Genomic DNA, 18,464 nt, shown 5'->3' with positions numbered 1-18,464 from the left:
CCGGCGTCTGCGTGAGCAGACGCCGGTTTTGTTTTGCGCGTCAGTTGGCGACCGCGCCGTCCTGGCGGCTGCGCAGATAGAGGTCCAGCACCACCTCGTCGAGGATCGACGAAGCGCCCCAGGGGCGGCTGCTGTTGAGGATGGCGACCACCACCCAGTTGCGCGCATTGGCATCCCGGACGAAGCCCGCCAGGGCCCGTACGTTGTTCAGGGTGCCGGTCTTCATATGCGCCTGACCGGTGAGCGGCGAATTCTTCATGCGCTTGCGCAGGGTGCCGTCCATGCCCGCCAACGGCAGCGAAGAGATGAACTCCGGGCCGTAGGGACTCTGCCAGGCGGCGCGCAGGATCTCGGCCATCTCCCGGGCACTGACCCGTTCGGTGCGCGACAGGCCCGAGCCGTTCTCCATGATCAGGTGACTGGCATTGATGCCCTTGCGCGCCAGCCACGAGCGGATGACCCGCAGCGCCGCCTTGCTGTCGTCCGCATCCGCCGAGGTGCGGAATTGCGCCCCGATGGAGAGGAACAGCTGCTGGGCCATGGTGTTGTTGCTGTACTTATTGATGTCGCGAATGATCTCGACCACATCGGGCGAGAAGGCCCGCGCCAGCACCTCGGCATTGCGCGGCACGCTGCCCTCGCGGGTACGGCCCTTGATGCTGCCGCCCAGTTCCTGCCAGATGGCCCGCACCGCGCCGGCGGTATAGGCCGGGTGGTCGAGCAGCGACAGATAGCTCTGGGCGTTGCAGCCGTCCGGCAACTGGCCACTGACCACCAGGCTGGTACTGCCATCGGCCTGGGGCACCGGATTGAAGCGCACCTCCGGCCAGGCCGGGCAACCGCTCTTGCCGGTGGCGCGCATCTGGTTGTCGATGTTGACGTTGGTCAGCGGCGGATCCATGGAGACGCTGACCCGGCCATCGGCCGAGCGCACCACCATGCGCACCGACTTAAGATTGACCAGCAGCGAATCCGGACCGACCAGGAAGGTCTTGTTCTCGTCTTCGCCGTCGTCGTTGAAGGCCGGCAGATTGGGCTTCACGAAACGACCGCGATCCAGCACCAGGTCACCGGTGACTTCCAGGACGCCGTTGGCGCGCAGGTCACGCATGAGCAGCCACAGCCGCTCCATGTTCAGCTTGGGATCGCCACCGCCCTTGAGATAGAGGTTGCCGTTGAGGATGCCGTCCTTGAGGGTGCCGTCGGTATAGAACTCGGTCTTCCACTGGTAGGTGGGACCCAACAGTTCCAGGGCGGCAAAGGTGGTGATCAGCTTCATGGTCGACGCCGGATTCACCGAGACGTCGGCATTGTAATAGTCGTTCTCGCCCGGGCCATCGAGGGGCAGCATCACCAGCGACAGGTCGCTGCCGGGGATCTTGTTGGTCTGCATCGCCTTTTCGATTCGCGGCGGCAGGTAGGAGGTATCGGCACTGACGGGCAGGGAAAAGCCCAGGGCGCAGCAGCTCAGCAGCAGGCCCAGAGATCGGAAGGTCTTTCGCATCGGGACACACACCTTGGCAGGGTACCGGCCTAGTTGAAGAGAAAAGGGGCCGATAGACGTCGGAGTGTGGGCATTATGCAGTAAGGAGGGAGGGGCGAGCCAACCCCGCGGGGCAGGGCGCAGATAAAGAAACGACCGCCGTGGCGGTCGTTTCCGGAAAGGTCGGGATCAGTTGTAGCCCGTGGCGTCCTTGGTGCGGTCCGGACTGTTGGGCGAAGGGGGATTGCGCCCGTCGTCGGTCTTGGCGTGTTCGGTGCGCAGGGGCTTCTCGTCCTTGGGCAGTTCGCGTTCGTCGGCTTTGCGCTTTTCTTCGGCCATGGGATCCTCGTCTACGTGATTGCCGGTCAAGGTGTGACCGGTGCAGGCGTTTCGCCGTTCCCCTGGGGCGAGGAGTGGTCGGCGAAGGCGCCGGCGCTCTGCAGCTGGCGCAGGGCGTCGCCGAGCTGGCGGGCGAAGGTTTCCTCGATGGCGGTCCCGGCCTGATGGCTGGCGGCCAGGGGCAGGAACCAGACTCCCATCCAGGTGCGTACCGAACTGGCATTGCGCACCCGGGTGGACGGAGCGCTACCCGGTGCGATCCATTCGGCGGTCAGCACATAGTCGTCCTTGGCGGTACCCGGGACGAGAAAGAAGGTGGCGCCGGTAATCAGGCCACTGGCGATGGCGGCGGCGTAGGAGGTGCTGTTGTAGAGCTTGAGGCGCAGCAGGGCGTCGTCGGGCCTGCCGGGCTCCGGCACCAGGGTGATGCGGTCGAACAGATTGGAGCGTTCCAGGACCTCGCGCAGCCGGGGCTTCAGGCCTTCGCGGGCGACGGCGATCGACGTCGCGTCCTTGGCGTCCTCGACAGTGCCGCGATAGAAGTTGAATTCCACCAGCACCTTGGGCCGCTGCGGTTGCTCGCTCAGGGGCGCGCGGAACGGCTGGGAAGAGAGTTCATCGCCGGGAAAGGCGGCGCAACCGGCGAGCAGGAGCAGGCAGAGCAGGGCAGCGAAGGTTTTCACGAGACGCACCTCATCCCTAAGTGGCGATAGCAGAGGCTGGCGGGGCCAACGTCCGCGCAAAAAAAAGCCCAACCGGGGGTTGGGCTTTTTCGAGAAGGCGGGTGATTAGATCACCTGCACCTCATCGGCCTGCAGGCCTTTCTGGCCTTGCACGACCAGGAAGGAAACAGCCTGGCCTTCTTGCAGGCTCTTGAAGCCGTTACCCTGAATGGAACGGTAGTGAACGAACACGTCCGGGCCGCTCTGGGGGGTGATGAAGCCGAAGCCTTTCTCGTCGTTGAACCACTTGACGGTGCCAGTTTGGCGAGTAGACATGGATTTCTCCTTGAATAAGATGACGTTGTTGTCCGCGAAGGACGACAGTTTTGAAACGAGGAGAAACCCATGCCGCGAAAGCTGGCCCTGATGTACTCCAGGTTCTCGACAGGTCAGCCGCTCCGTGGAGACAGCCTCACCTGACAGCGAAGGATGGTCTCAGACTGGCTTGCGCAAAACAAGACCTTTGAGCAGCTCGATGTTGACTTTACCGACCATGGTCGAAGTGCGGGCTGAAGCGGGCGAACGGCGGTTGAAGGGGGGAGGCGTAGCGCGCTCTGGCACCGGGACCGGTCGATTGTGGCAAAGGCACCGTGCTGAATCGTTTCCCGGGCACGAAAGGGGCGCCGCGCGAAGCGCTGGGCAGCACCCGGCAGGCGCACGTTCATGGGCGCGTTCAGTCTCTTCGGCAAGTGGTAGCGAAACGGTGATGGCCTGCGCAATAAGGATAATGGCCTGGTGCTATTATCTTGTTCGAATCATTACCCCGGACCGCAACGGTCCAAGGACTTACTGTGAAAAATGGGCTTGAAAGCGCAGGACGCGCCTTGGGCCACGGACTCGCCGGATACCGGGTCGAGCTCCGTCGCCTGAACCTCAATGAAATACTCGTAGCCGTCTACCACGCCCACCAGTCGATCAAGCTGACCCAGCGTATCGTGACCAACGAACAGGCGACCAATCCGTTCTTGCTGAATGCGGTGGTGGCCGCCATGCGGGTCGAGGCTGACACCGTGGGTCTGTTCATCGAGATTCCCCTCGCAGACGACTGCCTTACTGCCTGAGCCGGACGCTCGCCTGAGGCGAGCCAAAGCGATCTCCAGGCATCGCCTTCAAGACGACCGCCGCCTCCACCTGCCGTGAGGCGTTTCACCTCAAACAGCCTGGTCAGGTCTCCCGCACGGCAGCGTGGCGAGCGGTGGGGGCAAGGCCGATCGGGTCGAGATTCATACCCACTCGGCTGCCAGCCACGCCTCGCGACCGTTCAGCGACGAAGGGTCGCGACCAAGCGGTGACTCTGCTGATCGCGGTAAAATGCACCGCTTTCTACAGGAGTCTCCACTCATGGCCTTGCTGGGTCGCTTCAACAGCTTGCAGATTTTGCGCAACACCCCCATCGGTCTATTCCTGGATGCCGGCAATGACGGCGAGGTGCTGCTGCCGCGCCGCTATGCGCCTCGCGACGAACCCTGCGCCGAGGGCGACTGGCTCAACGTCTTCCTCTACCTGGACAGCGAAGACCGCCTGATCGCCACCACCGAGAAGCCGAAGGTGCAGGTCGGCGGCTTCGCCAGTCTGCGTGTGGTGGAGGTCGGCCGGGTGGGGATCTTCCTCGACTGGGGCCTGCCCAAGGACCTGCTGCTGCCGCATTCGGAGGAGAAGCGTCCGCTGCAGGTGGGCGATCATTGCGTGGTGCATGTGCACCTGGATGCCCGGACCCGGCGGATCGTTGCCACCGCGCGCCTGGATCGCTACCTGGATCGTGAACCGCCACGCTACAAGGTGGGTCAGCCGGTACCCCTGCTGGTGGTCGAGCGGACCGACCTGGGCTACAAGGTGATCGTCGACAACAAGCACTGGGGCCTGGTGCATCGCAACGAGGCCTTCAAGCCACTGCGCCTGGGGCAGCGGGAGCGGGGCTTCATTCGCGAGGTGCGGGCGGACGGCAAGATCAGCCTGACCCTGCAGCCTCAGGGAGCTGCCGCCGGAAGCGATCTCGCCGAGCAGATCATCGGCCTGGCCAAGGCACGCGGTGGGGTCCTGGAGCTCAGCGACAGCAGTCCGCCGGCGCTGATCCATCAGCTGTTTGGCGTCAGCAAGGGCAACTTCAAGAAGGCCATCGGCCATCTCTATCGCCAGGGGCGGATCGTTATCGAGGACGACCGGATTTCTGTACGCGAGGACGCCGCGGGCTAGCGCCGCGGCGGGGTGTCAGATCGCTGTCGTGGCTGGGCTGCACCAGGGACTCGGGGTCGAAGGCGCGCGCCCGCTCGTCCGGCCCGGCTTCGCGCTCCAGATCGCCGACCAGGCGGGTGATGCGGTCGGCCAGCTTTTCCGAACTCAGACTCTCGCGCAACCGCTCGACCATGAGCGGCAGGGCGAAGGGTGAGGGATGGTCCAGCACCACCAGGCGCAGCGGCAGGGCGCCGGTGCGGATCAGCGTCTGCTGCAGGCGATCGGCATCGAGCTCCTGACGCAGGACCTCGGTCTGGGCCTGGCCGAGCAGCAGGTTGTCCGGATCGTATTGGCGAAACACCTGGTAGAAGAGGCTGCTGCTGGCCTGCAGCTGGCGATTGCTCTTGTGCGCCCCCTGATAGCCGGAAAAGATCAGCCCGGAGATGCGCGCGATCTCGCGAAAGCGGCGCTGGGCGAGTTCGGCGGCATTGAGGCTGGCCAGGGTGTCGCTGACCAGGTTGTCGGTGGTGAAGAGACTGGCATCGAGCAGCGCCTGCCAGTCCAGGCTGACCGGCGAGACCAGCTCCAGGCCGTAGTCGTTGACGGCGATGGAAAAGGTGCAGGGACGCCGCTGCGCCAGCCGCCAGGCCAGCAGGCTGGCCAGCCCCAGATGGGCGTGACGGCCGGCGAAGGGATAGAGGAACAGGTGCGAGCCCTCGCGGGATTCCAGCGTCTCGGCGAGCAGGTAGTGGGCGCTCGGTAGCGCCGACCACTGCCGCTGCACGTCCAGCAGCGGTTGCAGCAGGCGCATCTCCGGACTCTCGTAGCGCTGCGCCTCGGCGTCTTCCAGCAGCGCCAGGACGTGCTTGGCCAGGGTGTCCGAAAGCGGCATGCGACTACCGCTCCAGCGCGGGATGGCGGCCTTGCGCCCGGAGGCGCGGCGCACATACACCGTCATGTTTTCCACCCGCACCAGTTCCAGGGTGCGCCCGGCGAAGAGAAAGTGATCGCCGGGCCGCAGGCGGGCGATGAAACCTTCTTCGATGTTGCCCAGGCGATTGCCGCCGCCACCCTTGGACCAGAACTGCACATTGAGGCTGGTCTCGCTGACGATGGTGCCAATGCCCAGTCGATGCCGCTTGGCCAGCTGCTTGTCGGGGACGCGCCAGATGCCCTCGGCGTCGGGCTCGGCGCGGCGATAGTCCGGGTAGGCCGACAGCGAGGCGCCGCCGTTGCGCACGAAGGCCAGGGCCCAGATCCACTCGCCCTCGCTGAGGTCGCGATAGGCCCAGGCGCTGCGGATCTCCGGCAGCAGGTCATCCGGCTCGAAGCCGCCGCCCAGGGCAACGGTCACCAGGTGCTGCACCAGGACATCCAGGGGTTTGACCGGCGCCGTGCGCGCTTCGATCTCGCCCGCGGTGATGGCGCGGCGGGTGGCCGCGGCGTCCAGCAGGTCGAGGCTGTAGGTGGGTACCAGGGTGGCACGCGAGGCACGGCCCGGGGCATGGCCGCTGCGGCCGGCGCGCTGCAGCAGGCGGGCGATGCTCTTGGGCGAGCCGATCTGCAGCACCCGCTCCACTGGCAGGAAGTCCACCCCGAGGTCGAGGCTGGAGGTGCAGATCACCGCCTTGAGCTGGCCATTCTTGAGACCGCCTTCCACCCACTCGCGGGCCTGTTTCTCGATGGAGCCATGGTGCAGGGCGATCAGGCCGGCCCAGTCCGGGCGCGCCTGCAGCAGGGCCTGGTACCAGAGTTCGGTCTGGGCGCGGGTGTTGGTGAAGACCAGGGTGGTGGGGCTATCCTCCAATTCGCGGATCACCTGCTGCAGCAGGCGCATGCCCAGGTGCCCGGCCCAGGCGAAGCGCTCGACGCCGCCTTCGGGCAGCAGCGTATCCACCTGCAGGCGCTTGTCCTGGCGCCCCTGGACGAGATGGCCCGGGGCGCCGGCCAGCAGCACATCCAGCGCATGGGCCTGGTTGCCGAGGGTGGCCGACAGGCCCCAGGTCTGCAATCCGGGATTCCAGCGGCTCAGACGGGCCAGGGCCAGTTGCGTCTGGGTGCCACGCTTGTTGCCCAGCAATTCGTGCCACTCATCGATGACCACCAGCCGAACCTGGCCCAGGGCCTCCTGGGCGTCTTCGCGGGACAGCAGCAGCGACAGGCTTTCGGGGGTGGTGACCAGCGCCGTCGGCAGGCGCCGATTCTGTCGCGCACGCTCGCTGCTGCCGGTGTCGCCGGTGCGCAGGCCCAGGGTCCACTCCAGTTCTTCGTCGAGTACCGGGCGCTCCAGGGCGCGCAGGGTGTCCGCCGCCAGGGCGCGCATGGGCGTCAGCCAGAGCACGGTGAGCGGCGGTGGTGCCTGCTTGCGCTTGCTGGGCAGGCCCTTGGCGGTGATCGGCTTGGGGGCGACGAAGGCATCCAGGGCGGCCAGCCAGACGGCGTAGGTCTTGCCCGAACCCGTGGTGGCGTGCAGCAGGCCGGATTCGCCTGCGGCGATGGCCTTGGCCACCTCGCGCTGAAAGGGAAAGGCCTTCCAGCCCTGGGCGGCCAGCCAGCGACTGCCTGGGCCCTTGCGCGTGCGGGGTGCGGTGACCATCGTGGCGCTCCTTAGACCGGGTTCGAACGCCCGGTCATCTCGGCCGCCATGGCCGTGGCGTAGCTGTCGGTCATGCCGGCGATGAAATCGATCACCCGCATGAAGGCCTGGTGCAGGGTCCAGGACGGATCGGGCGCGCTGTTGCCCAGCAGGTCGAGGATGCGGCGGCTCTTGAACGAAGGCTCGCGTCCGCGGTGCTGTTCCAGGGCGGCGCCGCAGAAGGCATTGAGCAGGATTTCCAGGGTGGTGTAGGCGCCGATCTCGTGCAGGGTCTTGCGCTTGTCGTGGAAGATCTTTTCCCGGGCCAGGGCCTTGGCGCGCTGCACGCAGAGCTTGGCCGGACCGGCCATGTGCTCGACCAGGTCATCGCCCAGGGTGCCGGCGAGCAGGGCGTCCTGCTGGTCGACGAAGGCGCGGGCGGTGGCGTTGGTCAGGTGCTCGATGGCCTTGCCGCGCAGGATGGCCAGCTTGCGCCGCCGCGAATCCTTGGGGCCGAGCTGGCGATAGGTTTCCGGCAGGTCGTCGCCGACCAGGCCCAGCAGCAGGGCCTCGACCTCGGCATAGTCCAGCAACTCCATCTCCAGGCCGTCTTCCAGATCGATCAGGCCGTAGCAGATGTCGTCGGCGGCTTCCATGAGGTAGACCAGCGGATGCCGTGCCCAGCGCTCCGGACCCAGCAGCGGCAGCTCGAGCTTCTCGGCGATCTGTTCCAGCAGCGGCAGCTCGCTCTGGTAGCAGCCGAACTTGTGCTTCTTGTAGCCGGGCGCCGCGGCATAGCGCGAGGTCCAGGGATACTTGAGGTAGGTGCCGAGGGTGGCGTAGGTCAGACGGGTGCCGCCGTCGAACTGGTGGTATTCGAGCTGGGTCAGCACCCGGAAGCCCTGGGCATTGCCTTCGAAATGCAGGAAGTCCTGGCGCTCCGCCTCGCTCATGTCGTCCAGCCAGCCGCGGCCGGCGGCCTGGGTGAACCAGTAGCGGATGGCGTCTTCGCCGGAGTGGCCGAAGGGCGGATTGCCGATGTCGTGGGCCAGACAGGCGGATTGCACCACCATGCCGAGATCGCTCGGATCGCACCACTCGGGCAGGGCGCCCCTCAGACTCTCACCCACGCGCATGCCCAGGGAGCGGCCGACGCAGCTGACCTCCAGGCTATGGGTCAGGCGGGTGTGAATGTGATCGTTGCTGGTGACGGGGTGAACCTGGGTCTTGCGCCCCAGCCGGCGGAAGGCGCCGGAGAAGATGATGCGATCGTGGTCCTTGTGAAAGGGGCTACGCCCCAGTTCATCCGGGCTGTGCAGGGGTTTGCCCAGCCGTTCGCGGATAAGAAGTGTCTGCCAGTCCAAGGCCGTCCTCGAGCTATCACCGATAAGGGGAGCGCCGGCGGTAGCCGTTCGGCGCTTCTGCGTTCTGACCTCGGCAACATACGATCATCACCGCTCAGTTGGCAAAGCCCGGCAACTGGCTGGCGTCCAAGTCGATAAGCAGCAGGCGCTGGCCGCTCTCCAGGAACTGGCTGGCGGTCAGACAGTACTGGTTGGTGGTGGCATCGCGATAGACCGTCGAAAGCGCCAGGCGTCGCTCGTTCCAGCCTTCGGCCAGCAGGGCATAGAAGTAGGGTCGCCAGGACCAGTTGTGGTTGAGGTAGCGGCGATTCTCGCGCCAGAACATGCCGTTCCATTCCAGGTTGGGGGTGATCTGGGTGCCGGTGCGGTCGCACTGGTAGATGCGCAGCAGCCCGGGAAACGCCTGGGGATCGGGCAGGGCGCTCAGGGGGCCGCCGTGTTCCGCCCAGGGCCTGAGCTGGGTGACGAAGTCGGCCAGTTGCTGGCGCAGCTCCAGCAGCCGGGTCTGCTGATCCAGCTTGCCATCGACGAAGCGGCTGCGCAGGGCGGCGAAGCGCTGCTGATGGCTGTCGCTGGTGCCCAGCTCGGCGGTGGCCTCGGCGAAGAGGAAGCCCTGGACGTAGCGCGCACCGCACTCCAGGGCGAAGTCGAGTTCGGTTTCGGTCTCCACGCCCTCGGCGATCAGCCAGCACCCGGTCTTCTCGGCCATTTGCGCCAGCGCCTTGACCGCATCGCCGCGGGTGCCACCCCGGGCCGCAGCTTGGAACAGGCGCATGTCCAGCTTGAGGATGTCCGGCTGCAGATCCAGCACCCGATCCAGTTGCGAATAGCCGGAACCGAAATCGTCGATGGCGATGCGGATGCCGAGTTCGCGATAGCGGGCGACGGCCTGGGTCAGGCTGGGCAGATCGCCAGCGGCCTCGGTGATCTCGTAGACGATTCGGCTCGGGGCGATGCCGGAGCGCTCCAGCTGCGCCAGGCTGGGCAATTCGGCGCCCCTTTCCAGCTGACTGATCCAGCGCGGCGAGAGATTGAGGCTGAGAAACCAGTCATCCGGTGCGCTGGCGAAGCGCCGCAGCGCATCGTCCCGCAGCGTGCGGTCGAGGTGCAGCAGGTCCAGGGTCGGGGTGCCGGGATCGGCGAACAGGGGGCCGACGGAGGTATGGCTCCCGTCCTCCTGGCGCAAGCGCCCCAGGGCTTCGACGCCGGCGATGCGCCCGGTCGCGGTGTCGATGAAGGGTTGGAAGAAGGCGGTGGGGTGGCCGGAAAACACGGGGCATCCTTATCGTTTGAGTAGCGTTCGGCTTGACCATGCGATAAGGGTGCCAGATGACAGAATGGCTCCCGAAGGAGCCATTCTCTACCTAGCGCGGCGGTGGCAGCGGGTGTTCCGCCTGCCGTTGTTCACGATGGTGAGCCTGCAATCGGTTGACGATCGGATAGAGGGCCAGACCGATGCGGGCCAGACGGCCCACCGCGCCCAGGCGTTTGCCGAACAGCGACAGGAATACCGTGGCGCCGAGCATCAGCGGCTTCTTCGCCGAGCTGGCGACCTTGTCCCGATTGGGCCGCACCAGATCGCCGATGAGGCTGATGGGGTTGTGCAGGGGCTGGGCGTTGTAGATCAGCTGCTGGCGATACATCTCCATGCGCAGCCGGACCAGTTCCTTGCGCTTGGCCTGGCTGGTGGCAGAGGTAAGCGGCTGGTTCATGGCAGTAGGCGCTCCCGGTTGCGGTTGAGTTCTTCCAGGGTGGCATGGAAGGGCGCGGCGCCCTTGACCAGGCTCAGGGCCCGCAGGATGCAGATCGCCAGCGCCACGGCATAGAAGGCGCACAGGCCCAGGGTCGCGGCCATCCGATAGGTATCCCAGAAGGCGATGATGACCGCCGCCGAGACGCCGACCAGCACCAGCAAGCCGAAGATCAGACTCAGCCCGGTAAAGAGGAACAGCTGGAAGGTCCGGACCTTCTCTTCCTGAACCTCGATGCCCAGCAGTTCCAAGTGGCTCTGCAGTAGCCCTACCACCGCGCCGGCGAGACGCTTGACCGATGGCTTGGGCGCCTCGTCAGGCAGCTCCCGTGGAGGAGAGGAGGTGTCCATGGCAGTCCCCCAGGTTTAGCGGCGCGAGGCCAGCAGACCGATCAGGAAGCCGACGCCGGCAGCGATGCCCAGGGCCTTGAATGGATTGTCGACCACGTACTCCTCGGTGGTCTCCTTGGCCGCGACGCCCTGGCGATAGAGATCGTCCTGCTTGGTCTTGAGGACGTCGCGGGAGCGTTCGAGGCTGGAACTCAACTTGGCGCGCAGCTCGTCCGCCTGCTCACCGGCCATGCTCGCGGTGTGCTTGAGCAGCTGCTCGGCGTCTGCCAGCAGGGTGTGAAATTCGTCGGTCAGTGCCTGCTCGGCCTCGCCCAGATGACGACGGACCCGGTCAGCGTTCTGCTTGTGTGCCTGCTCATCGATGTCAGCGGCAAGCTCGTCTTTGATCACGGGAGGGGTTTTGTCGGTCATGGCGCGCTCCTGGTAGGCGATGGGTATCCGTTTCAGCCCTTTCGAGTGAGCGCCTGGAGCAAAGGTTCCACCGGCCAGAGCCATCCCGGCACGAGCCAGGCGCCTCTATAAGGTGGCCAGGCATGGCACCCGAAACGCAGCCCAAGGCGGACGAATGGTCATACCTTTTCGATTCAGCCTCGCCAAAAGTTCCGTACCTAATACGGATTAGAAGAGCTGGCTCACAAAATCAGGCGCTAGCGCCATTGCTCGTCTTATTCAAGTAAGACGCAAGAACTTTGCTGTTTCTATCACTGTCAGTTGCGTCGTATTTGATCGTCCATGCACTTCTAGACAAATAAGAGGGGGAAGAATGGAAAACGCCATAGATAGACTGACTGCCGCTTTCAGTACTTATAAATGCTCGGTTACGGCGCCTCGCCCTGACGGCAGTATTGTGCTGACGGTGCAGGATCAGCAGTGTGACGATGCGCGAGTGAACCGGGTGGTCAGCGCCCGGCAACTGGGCGAGAGCCAGCTGTTGAAAACGGTGATCGACGAGGTGCGCAAGGATGTGTCGCTGCGGGCCGGTGCGCTGGCGCCGCAATCCATGGCGGTGCTGCGGGCCACGGGCGCCAACATGCTGAGATATTCCGAGTAACACCACGGCTTCAAAGCTTCAGCGCGAGACTTGCAGTACGGATGCCCCGGCATTCGTTGGTCTCGAACGTTGAAGATTAAAAGATGGCAATCAAGTAGTTAGCGTTAATCCCGCAACGCCTTCGTCAGCTCTTGCACTTCAGCAGACGGCATCCCGCGCAGGGAAGTTGAGTCGCAGGCAGCTGGTACATGGGGCAGGCGACGTCCACCACTCCCCAGGACGGAAAGCCCTGTCCGGCCTGCACGGCAGCCAGCCGCGCATTGGCGATCACACCATTGAGCAGCTCTTCTTCCCGATACAGCGCCTGGCGCAAGGTCGGCGAGCGATAGAGGATGCGTCCGCACCTGTCCAGCAGGGTAAAGGAAAACCGTCCGGTACGATCCGGCAAGGTCGGCCAGACCTTGAGCGGTGCCAGCTGTTCGTCGAGACGGGCGCAGGTCAGCTGATACAGCGAGGTGGGCGCCGGCTGCCGCTCGGGCGCCGCCGTTTCCAGACTGTCGAGCAACGGCGCGGCGTTCGCCGCCTGCATGAGACGAGGGGTGGAGCCTTCCATGGTATGCATAGCGCGGATCCCTGCTCAGTTCGCGACGGTCAGACGGGGCGCACCGCCAGTGCCACCGGCCAGCAGGGCCGTGACGCCATGGCCCTCGTCGATGGCGATACCCAGCCGGATGCTGTCGATCAGGCGCGCGAGGCGGGTGTGGTCATGCAATTGCTGCTTGCTGATCAACCGCTTGACCTTGACGCCACTGTCGTCGGACAGCGTCAGGCTGACGCTGCCGTCGAGACGTTCGATGCGGAAATTGACCCGAAAGTCTTGCTCGAAAGCCGCGGCGATGAGTTGGAAAGGGTTGTCCATGACGTACCTGACTGGCGTGAGCGGGGTCAGTGCCATTGACTTCCAGGGGCGGGGGTAGTTCTGGAGGAGATCCCAGAAGTATGACCGACGGCCCGTTTCAGCCGCTCACCTGAAGTTCGCGCTCGCTCCAGCACTGGGCGAAAGCCGCTTGCCAGTCGGGTAGCGGCTGCCCCAGCACCGCTGCCAGCTTTTCGGTGGACAGCCGCGAATTGATGGGGCGATGCGCCGGGGTGGGGTAGGAACTGCTGGGGATCGGATTGAGACGAGCCTTCAGCTGACCGGTCTCGCGCAGGCGCTGGGCGATCTGCTCGGCGAAGCCGAACCAGGAGGTGGTGCCGTTGGCCGTCAGGTGATAGGTGCCCCAGAGGCCATCGTCCTGGTTGCTGTGGGCCAGCAGGCGCTCGGTGGCGTCGGCGATGGTCCGGGTCCAGGTGGGTGCGCCGATCTGGTCGTCGACGATGTTCAGTTCATCGCGCTCGCTGAGCAGCCGCACCATGGTGCGCAGGAAGTTGTTGCCCTGCCAGGAATAGACCCAGCTGGTGCGCAGGATGAGGTGGCGTTCGGCGTGTTCGCGCACGGCGTTCTCGCCAGCCAGTTTGGTCCGGCCATAGACATTGAGCGGACAGGTCGGATCCTCTTCCCGGTAACGGCCTTCCCTGGTGCCATCGAAGACGTAGTCGGTGGAGTAGTGGACCATGGGGATGCCCAGCTGCTGCGCCGCCCGGGCGAAGACCTGGGGCACCCGCTCGTTGATCAGGGTCGCGGTCTCGGCGTCGCTCTCCGCGGCGTCCACGGCGGTATAGGCGGCGGCATTGATGATGACATCGGGCTTTGCGGCCAGGACGCGGTCATGGAGCGCGTCCAGCTGGGTGAAATCCACCTGGGCCCGGCCGATGACGGTTACCTGGGCCTTGGTGGCCAGCAGTTTTTGCAGCGCCTGAGAGAGTTGGCCGTGTTGACCGGCGATAAAGACGTTCATGTGACTGAGCTGATTCCAGAAGGGCTGGCGCGTCCATGCCTGATTGACAGGGTGGGCGTCGCCACGACAGCCCTGAGCAAAAGCAGGCAGTCTACCCGATGACCGGCAGAGGACAAGGCTAGCCTTTGGCCTGCCCTCTGTCCTGGCTGTCGGCTCTAGCCTGCGGGCTGCCTCCAGCTACTGCCCTCGGCAAGGTAGCGCAAAAATTTGTTTCACGAATACTTGACAATTGTGCGACGGCTGACAGGTCTCCGTTGGTCATTTTCATCCGGAGTTGTGCACAAGTTGTGCTAGCGCTTGTCAAGCCCTCTTTTGCCCGGAGTTTTGCCTGCCGGAAATCCTGCTTTTAAATTAAGTTTTTGATTATGTTGAACTTATTAAAGTGATTAAAAAATGATCAACTTGTTTGAGGAGCCCGCAGAGCAAGGCTCCGGGTTCTTTTCCACCATGTTTTCAACAAAGTTATCAACAGAAGCTGTGGATTGTTCCGTCTCGCTGGGCCTCGGCAACCTTAATCGACGCTGAACGAAAGACCGGTCGGCAGCGTGGTCAGCCGCCTTGGTTTCGCTCAACCGGACAAGGCCAGTTGACGGCTCAGCAGGGCGCGCAGCGAAGCCGGCTTCACCGGCTTGGGCAGGAAGTCCAGGCGCGCCTGGCGCACCTTGTCCAGGCATTCCGGGCGGCCATCGGCACTGATGACGATGCCGGGGATGTCCTGGCCAAGGGTCTGGCGAATCCATTCGGCGACATCCGGGCCGGTGTCGGCATCGCTCAGGTGGTAGTCGACGATGAGCAGCCGCGGCACCACGCCCTGGGCGAGCAGGGCCGCGCACTCCTCGCGGCTGCGTGCGGTCCAGACCTGGCAGCCCCAGCGGCCCAGCAAGCTGCGCAGGCCGAGCAGGATGCTGTCTTCGTTGTCGATGCACAGCACCGGATCGCCGGCCAGGGGCTGGGCTGCCTCGCTGGCGGCTGCGGCCTGGATGGCCAGGGCGGGCGCCAGGGGGACCTTGACGCTGAAGACGCTGCCATGGCCCGGCCAGGAGCGTACCGAGAGTTCGTGGCCGAGCACCCGGCAGAGACGGTCGGCGATCGCCAGGCCCAGGCCCAGGCCCTTTTCCGCGCGGGTCTGGTGGCTGTCCAGCCGCTTGAATTCCTCGAAGATCAGCTCGAGCTTGTCCGCCGGAATGCCGGGGCCGCTGTCCCAGACTTCCAGGCTCACGTGCTGGCCCTGGCGGCGTACGCCGAGCAGTACCCGGCCATGGGCGTATCTCAGGGCGTTGGTGAGGAAATTCTGCAGCACTCTGCGCAGCAGCTTGCTGTCGCTGTTGACCACCAGGCGGCTGCTGCGGATGCGCAGGCTGGTGCCCTGATTCTGCGCCAGGGCCTTGAATTCGACGCCCAGGGCTTCGAACAGGGTGGCCAGGGAGAAGGGCGCCGGCGCCGCCAGGATGCGCCCGTTCTCCAGCCGCGAGATGTCCAGCAGATCGGCGATCAGGTCTTCGCTGGATCTGAGGGCGCTGTCCATGTTGCGCACCAGTTCCTGGGCTTCCTGGGCCAGGCCGTCCTGGTGGGCGAGGGCGGCGGTGAACAGGCGCGCGGCGCTCAGGGGTTGCATGAGGTCATGGCTGACCGCGGTGAGAAAACGACTCTTGGACTGGTTGGCCGCTTCGGCGTGAGCCTTGGCTTCCTCCAGGGCCTGGTTGAGCTGGGACAGTTCGCGAGTGCGTTCCTCGACGCGCTGCTCGAGGCCCTCGTTGGCTTCGCGCAGGGCGCGTTCGGCCTCGCGGAAGGCGGTGATGTCGGTAAAGCTCATCACGAAGCCGCGTCCGGGCATGGGGCTGCCGATCAGCTCGATCACCCGGCCATTGGGAAAGGTCCGCTCCGAGGTGTGGGGAATGCCCTGGCGCATCCGCTCCACCCGGCGCGCGACGTGCTCGTCGGGATCGCCCGGGCCACAGAGGCCGCGCAGGGCGTTGTAGCGGATGATCTCGGCAATGGGGCGACCGACCTGGATCATGCCGTCGGGATAGTCGAACAATTCCAGGTAGCGCTGATTCCAGGCCACGAGGCGCAGCGACTGGTCGACCACGCTGAGGCCCTGGGAGATGTTCTCGATGGCGCCCTGCAAGAGCGCCCGGTTGAACTCCAGCACCTCCGAGGCTTCGTCGGCGATGCGCACCACGTCGTCGACCTGCATGTCGCGGCCTTCGATGGCGGCCTTGACCACCGCGCGGGCGGAAGAGGCACCGATCACCCCGGCCAGCAGCCGCTCGGTCTGGGCGATCCATTCGCTGTTGGCGTTCATCCCCGGGTGATAGGTCAGGCCGCTCTGCTCGGCGAAGCGGCTGAAGCTCAGGCGGGCGCGCTCGTCGCCGACGAAACGCGCCGCGAGCAGCCGCAGGTCTTCCAGCTTGACCGCCAGCAGGGCGCGATTGCGCGGTCGGGGCAGGGCGTACTGGGCGATGAAGCGCCCGGCCTGCCAGTATTCCGAGACCCGGGTGCGCGAGAGCAGCGACACCAGGGCGAACAGCAGGAAGTTGCCGGCCAGGGAGACCAGGGCGCCGACGGTGGTCGGTTGCAGCGTCCGCTCCCCCGCGGGCTGCTCGAACCAGGCGAGGCCGGGAAAGGCCTCCAGTGACCATTGCAGACTGGTGGCCACCACCGGCAGCACCATCAGATAGCCCCAGAGCAGGGCTCCGGCGGTGAGACCGGCAAAGACGCCGCGGCGATTGGCGGCCTTCCAGAACAGCGCCCCGACCATGGCCGGTCCGAGCTGGGCGATGGCGGCGAAGGCGATCTGGCCGATGGTGGCCAGGCTGGCGTTGGAGCCCAGCAGGCGATAGCTGCAATAGGCCAGGACCAGGATGACCACGATGCTGGCGCGGCGCACCGTGAGCATCCAGTGGCTGAACACCGCATGGGGACTCTCGACCTGACCGCGGCGCTTGAGCAGCCAGGGCAGCACGATGTCGTTGGAGATCATGGTGGAGAGGGCGACGCAGGCGACGATCACCATGCCGGTGGCCGCCGAGGCGCCGCCCAGAAAGGCCAGCAGGGCCAGCCAGGGACGCTCCTGGGCCAGCGGCAGGCTGATGACGAAGGAGTCGGGCAGCACACCGCCGGGCAGGTGCAACTGGCCGGCCAGGGCGATGGGGATGACGAACAGCGCGGCCAGCGCCAGATAGAGCGGAAACACCCAGCGCGCCAGGTTGACGTCCCGGGTGTCGGTGTTTTCCACCACGGTGACGTGGAACTGGCGCGGCAGGCACATCACGGCGATGAAGGCCACGCCGGTCTGGATCAGCAGCCCCGGCCAGTCCAGGGTTTCGCGCCAGTATTCCTGCAGTTGCGGCGCCTGCTGCGAGCGGGTGAGCAGATCGGTGAAGCCGTCGTGCAGGCCATAGGTGACCCAGAGGCCGACGGCGATGAAGGCGGCGAGCTTGACCAGGGATTCGAAGGCGATCGCCAGCATCATGCCGCGGTGGTGCTCGGTGACGTCCAGGTTGCGGGTGCCGAACAGGATGGCGAAGACCGCCAGCACCAGGGAGACGAACAGCGCGGTGTCCTGGGCGCGGGTGCTCAGGGACTCGGCATTGATGCCGGTCAGCAGGTTGACGCCGATGACGATGCCCTTGAGCTGCAGCGCCAGGTAGGGCAGGACGCCGATCAGGCAGATCAGCGCGACGACGATGGCCAGCGTCTGCGACTTGCCATAGCGGGAGGCGATGAAGTCGGCGATGGAGGTGATGTTTTCCTTCTTGCTGATCAGCACCATCTTCTTGACCAGCTGCGGCGCCAGCAGCAGGAAAAGGATGGGGCCCAGGTAGATGGGCAAAAAGGACCAGAGCTGGTCGGCGGCCTGGCCGACCGCGCCGAAGAAGGTCCAGCTGGTGCAGTAGACGGCCAGCGACAGGCTGTAGACCCAGGCCCGCAGGCGCGGCCTGAGCGGGGGCCGGCGATCGCCATAGAAGGCGATGGCGAAGAGCAGGGCCAGATAGCCGAGGGTAACGGTGATGATCAGTCCGCTGGGCAGGGACATGGCGACTCCAGACGTTCCAGGCGCCCATCGCGCCCGGACAAAGTGTCGCACCTTGGGGTGCCAGACGTCAGTTCTGGTGCGTTGGGGGATGCCAGTGGGTTGAGCCGGGCGGCCGGCCCTGTTAGGTTGGCGGGCTGATTCAAGAGCGAGAGACCGTCATGTTCCAAGCGCAGCCCATTTCCCTGCAACGTGGTGCGCTGCGCCTGGACCCCCTGGCGGAAGGCGACGTCCTGGAGCTGGTCAGCCTGGCCGAGCGCAATCGCGAAGCGCTGCACTACCTGAGCGGGCCCCTGCGTCCGGACTGGTATCGCCAGGCCCTGGCCGAGCAGCGCGAAGGACGCGCCTTGCCCTTTGCCGTGCGCATCGCCGACCGGCTGGTGGGCACCACCCGTTTCGCCGACTTCCTGCCGGCGCTGCCCGCCGCCGAGATTGGCTGGACCTGGCTCGACAGTGAGCAGCATGGCAGCGGACTCAACGGCAACATCAAGTACCTGATGCTGCGCCATGCCTTCGAGCACTGGCAGCTGGTGCGGGTGCAGCTCAAGACCGCCGCGACCAATCTCCGGTCCCAGGCCGCCATCGAGAAGCTGGGGGCGGTCCGCGAAGGCCTGCTGCGCCATCATCGGCGCCTGGCCGACGGACGTCTGGACGACACCGTGATGTACAGCATCACCGATCGCGAATGGCCCGAGGTGAAGGCGCGCCTGGAGGCATCCTTCAACTAGCGGTGGCTCCTCGACTACCGTTCGTCGGCAGCCGCCGGCAGCGGTAGGGCGGGAC

18 protein-coding genes are annotated in these 18,464 nt (G+C 65.5%); 4 read left to right on the top strand and 14 right to left on the bottom strand.

Features of this window, described 5'->3' with window-relative positions; genetic code table 11:
- Window positions 1-40: 40 nt before the first annotated feature.
- The 4 genes from dacB to ACZ5R1_RS15085 form a co-directional block, all read right to left on the bottom strand.
- Entirely contained in the window at window positions 41-1,504 is a 1,464-nt protein-coding gene (gene dacB, locus ACZ5R1_RS15100) for a D-alanyl-D-alanine carboxypeptidase/D-alanyl-D-alanine endopeptidase (RefSeq protein ID WP_007159092.1), read from the bottom strand.
- Window positions 1,505-1,672: 168 nt separating this feature from the next.
- Window positions 1,673-1,822 (bottom strand): hypothetical protein, encoded by a 150-nt coding sequence (locus ACZ5R1_RS15095; protein WP_007159091.1) that lies wholly within the window; start codon window positions 1,820-1,822, stop codon window positions 1,673-1,675.
- A 26-nt stretch (window positions 1,823-1,848) separates the two neighbouring features.
- Window positions 1,849-2,505, bottom strand: a complete 657-nt coding sequence (locus tag ACZ5R1_RS15090) for a hypothetical protein (protein WP_288403644.1) — start codon at window positions 2,503-2,505, stop codon at window positions 1,849-1,851.
- Between the two features lie 105 nt (window positions 2,506-2,610).
- The gene (locus ACZ5R1_RS15085) at window positions 2,611-2,820 is read right to left on the bottom strand and encodes a cold-shock protein (RefSeq protein ID WP_007159089.1); all 210 of its coding nucleotides are present in this window, start codon (window positions 2,818-2,820) and stop codon (window positions 2,611-2,613) included.
- A gap of 548 nt (window positions 2,821-3,368) precedes the next feature.
- Between ACZ5R1_RS15085 and ACZ5R1_RS15080 the strand changes: the two genes are divergently transcribed.
- A complete protein-coding gene (locus ACZ5R1_RS15080; protein WP_007159088.1) occupies window positions 3,369-3,605 on the top strand; it encodes a hypothetical protein in 237 nt (78 codons plus the stop codon).
- A gap of 280 nt (window positions 3,606-3,885) precedes the next feature.
- The gene (locus ACZ5R1_RS15075) at window positions 3,886-4,737 is read left to right on the top strand and encodes a CvfB family protein (protein WP_007159087.1); all 852 of its coding nucleotides are present in this window, start codon (window positions 3,886-3,888) and stop codon (window positions 4,735-4,737) included.
- Here ACZ5R1_RS15075 and ACZ5R1_RS15070 read toward each other — a convergent pair.
- The 6 genes from ACZ5R1_RS15070 to ACZ5R1_RS15045 form a co-directional block, all read right to left on the bottom strand.
- Window positions 4,691-7,312 carry a ligase-associated DNA damage response DEXH box helicase gene (locus ACZ5R1_RS15070; protein ID WP_464712475.1) on the bottom strand — a complete coding sequence of 874 codons (2,622 nt, stop codon included), beginning with the start codon at window positions 7,310-7,312 and terminating at the stop codon, window positions 4,691-4,693. The genes ACZ5R1_RS15075 and ACZ5R1_RS15070 overlap by 47 nt on opposite strands.
- 11 nt (window positions 7,313-7,323) lie before the next feature.
- The gene (locus tag ACZ5R1_RS15065) at window positions 7,324-8,655 is read right to left on the bottom strand and encodes a deoxyguanosinetriphosphate triphosphohydrolase (protein WP_027596852.1); all 1,332 of its coding nucleotides are present in this window, start codon (window positions 8,653-8,655) and stop codon (window positions 7,324-7,326) included.
- A 94-nt stretch (window positions 8,656-8,749) separates the two neighbouring features.
- Complete coding sequence (locus ACZ5R1_RS15060; RefSeq protein WP_150338386.1) at window positions 8,750-9,928, bottom strand: EAL domain-containing protein; 1,179 nt, start codon at window positions 9,926-9,928, stop codon at window positions 8,750-8,752.
- Window positions 9,929-10,019: 91 nt separating this feature from the next.
- Window positions 10,020-10,367 carry a hypothetical protein gene (locus ACZ5R1_RS15055; protein ID WP_027596850.1) on the bottom strand — a complete coding sequence of 116 codons (348 nt, stop codon included), beginning with the start codon at window positions 10,365-10,367 and terminating at the stop codon, window positions 10,020-10,022.
- A complete protein-coding gene (locus tag ACZ5R1_RS15050; protein ID WP_037007225.1) occupies window positions 10,364-10,756 on the bottom strand; it encodes a phage holin family protein in 393 nt (130 codons plus the stop codon). The genes ACZ5R1_RS15055 and ACZ5R1_RS15050 overlap by 4 nt, the downstream gene beginning before the upstream one ends.
- A gap of 15 nt (window positions 10,757-10,771) precedes the next feature.
- A complete protein-coding gene (locus ACZ5R1_RS15045) occupies window positions 10,772-11,167 on the bottom strand; it encodes an ElaB/YgaM/YqjD family protein (protein ID WP_037007227.1) in 396 nt (131 codons plus the stop codon).
- 352 nt (window positions 11,168-11,519) lie between these two features.
- On the opposite strand from ACZ5R1_RS15045, the gene ACZ5R1_RS15040 reads away from it, so the two are divergent.
- On the top strand, window positions 11,520-11,807 hold the full coding sequence (locus tag ACZ5R1_RS15040; RefSeq protein WP_007159080.1) for a DUF3509 domain-containing protein: 288 nt from the start codon (window positions 11,520-11,522) through the stop codon (window positions 11,805-11,807).
- Window positions 11,808-11,931: 124 nt separating this feature from the next.
- Here ACZ5R1_RS15040 and ACZ5R1_RS15035 read toward each other — a convergent pair whose 3' ends face one another.
- The 4 genes from ACZ5R1_RS15035 to ACZ5R1_RS15020 form a co-directional block, all read right to left on the bottom strand.
- Window positions 11,932-12,369 carry a hypothetical protein gene (locus ACZ5R1_RS15035; RefSeq protein ID WP_027602752.1) on the bottom strand — a complete coding sequence of 146 codons (438 nt, stop codon included), beginning with the start codon at window positions 12,367-12,369 and terminating at the stop codon, window positions 11,932-11,934.
- Between the two features lie 15 nt (window positions 12,370-12,384).
- Window positions 12,385-12,666, bottom strand: a complete 282-nt coding sequence (locus ACZ5R1_RS15030) for a DUF3509 domain-containing protein (RefSeq protein ID WP_007159078.1) — start codon at window positions 12,664-12,666, stop codon at window positions 12,385-12,387.
- A 97-nt stretch (window positions 12,667-12,763) separates the two neighbouring features.
- The gene (gene rfbD, locus ACZ5R1_RS15025; protein ID WP_027596847.1) at window positions 12,764-13,645 is read right to left on the bottom strand and encodes a dTDP-4-dehydrorhamnose reductase; all 882 of its coding nucleotides are present in this window, start codon (window positions 13,643-13,645) and stop codon (window positions 12,764-12,766) included.
- A 568-nt stretch (window positions 13,646-14,213) separates the two neighbouring features.
- Window positions 14,214-17,684, bottom strand: a complete 3,471-nt coding sequence (locus ACZ5R1_RS15020; RefSeq protein ID WP_464712474.1) for a hybrid sensor histidine kinase/response regulator — start codon at window positions 17,682-17,684, stop codon at window positions 14,214-14,216.
- Window positions 17,685-17,842: 158 nt separating this feature from the next.
- Between ACZ5R1_RS15020 and ACZ5R1_RS15015 the strand changes: the two genes are divergently transcribed.
- Window positions 17,843-18,409 carry a GNAT family N-acetyltransferase gene (locus ACZ5R1_RS15015; protein ID WP_027596845.1) on the top strand — a complete coding sequence of 189 codons (567 nt, stop codon included), beginning with the start codon at window positions 17,843-17,845 and terminating at the stop codon, window positions 18,407-18,409.
- Window positions 18,410-18,464 lie beyond the last annotated feature (55 nt).

The sequence above is a fragment of the Pseudomonas sp. Pso3 genome (assembly GCF_055393275.1).
This window is presented reverse-complemented; position numbering and strand designations above follow the sequence as displayed.

Coding starts and splice junctions, on each gene's coding strand:
- dacB (WP_007159092.1), bottom strand. CDS start 1,504: ATGCGAAAGACCTTCCGATCTCTGGGCCTGCTGCTGAGCTGCTGCGCC.
- ACZ5R1_RS15095 (WP_007159091.1), bottom strand. CDS start 1,822: ATGGCCGAAGAAAAGCGCAAAGCCGACGAACGCGAACTGCCCAAGGAC.
- ACZ5R1_RS15085 (WP_007159089.1), bottom strand. CDS start 2,820: ATGTCTACTCGCCAAACTGGCACCGTCAAGTGGTTCAACGACGAGAAA.
- ACZ5R1_RS15075 (WP_007159087.1), top strand. CDS start 3,886: ATGGCCTTGCTGGGTCGCTTCAACAGCTTGCAGATTTTGCGCAACACC.
- ACZ5R1_RS15070 (WP_464712475.1), bottom strand. CDS start 7,312: ATGGTCACCGCACCCCGCACGCGCAAGGGCCCAGGCAGTCGCTGGCTG.
- ACZ5R1_RS15055 (WP_027596850.1), bottom strand. CDS start 10,367: ATGAACCAGCCGCTTACCTCTGCCACCAGCCAGGCCAAGCGCAAGGAA.
- ACZ5R1_RS15050 (WP_037007225.1), bottom strand. CDS start 10,756: ATGGACACCTCCTCTCCTCCACGGGAGCTGCCTGACGAGGCGCCCAAG.
- ACZ5R1_RS15045 (WP_037007227.1), bottom strand. CDS start 11,167: ATGACCGACAAAACCCCTCCCGTGATCAAAGACGAGCTTGCCGCTGAC.
- ACZ5R1_RS15040 (WP_007159080.1), top strand. CDS start 11,520: ATGGAAAACGCCATAGATAGACTGACTGCCGCTTTCAGTACTTATAAA.
- ACZ5R1_RS15035 (WP_027602752.1), bottom strand. CDS start 12,369: ATGCATACCATGGAAGGCTCCACCCCTCGTCTCATGCAGGCGGCGAAC.
- ACZ5R1_RS15030 (WP_007159078.1), bottom strand. CDS start 12,666: ATGGACAACCCTTTCCAACTCATCGCCGCGGCTTTCGAGCAAGACTTT.
- rfbD (WP_027596847.1), bottom strand. CDS start 13,645: ATGAACGTCTTTATCGCCGGTCAACACGGCCAACTCTCTCAGGCGCTG.
- ACZ5R1_RS15020 (WP_464712474.1), bottom strand. CDS start 17,684: ATGTCCCTGCCCAGCGGACTGATCATCACCGTTACCCTCGGCTATCTG.
- ACZ5R1_RS15015 (WP_027596845.1), top strand. CDS start 17,843: ATGTTCCAAGCGCAGCCCATTTCCCTGCAACGTGGTGCGCTGCGCCTG.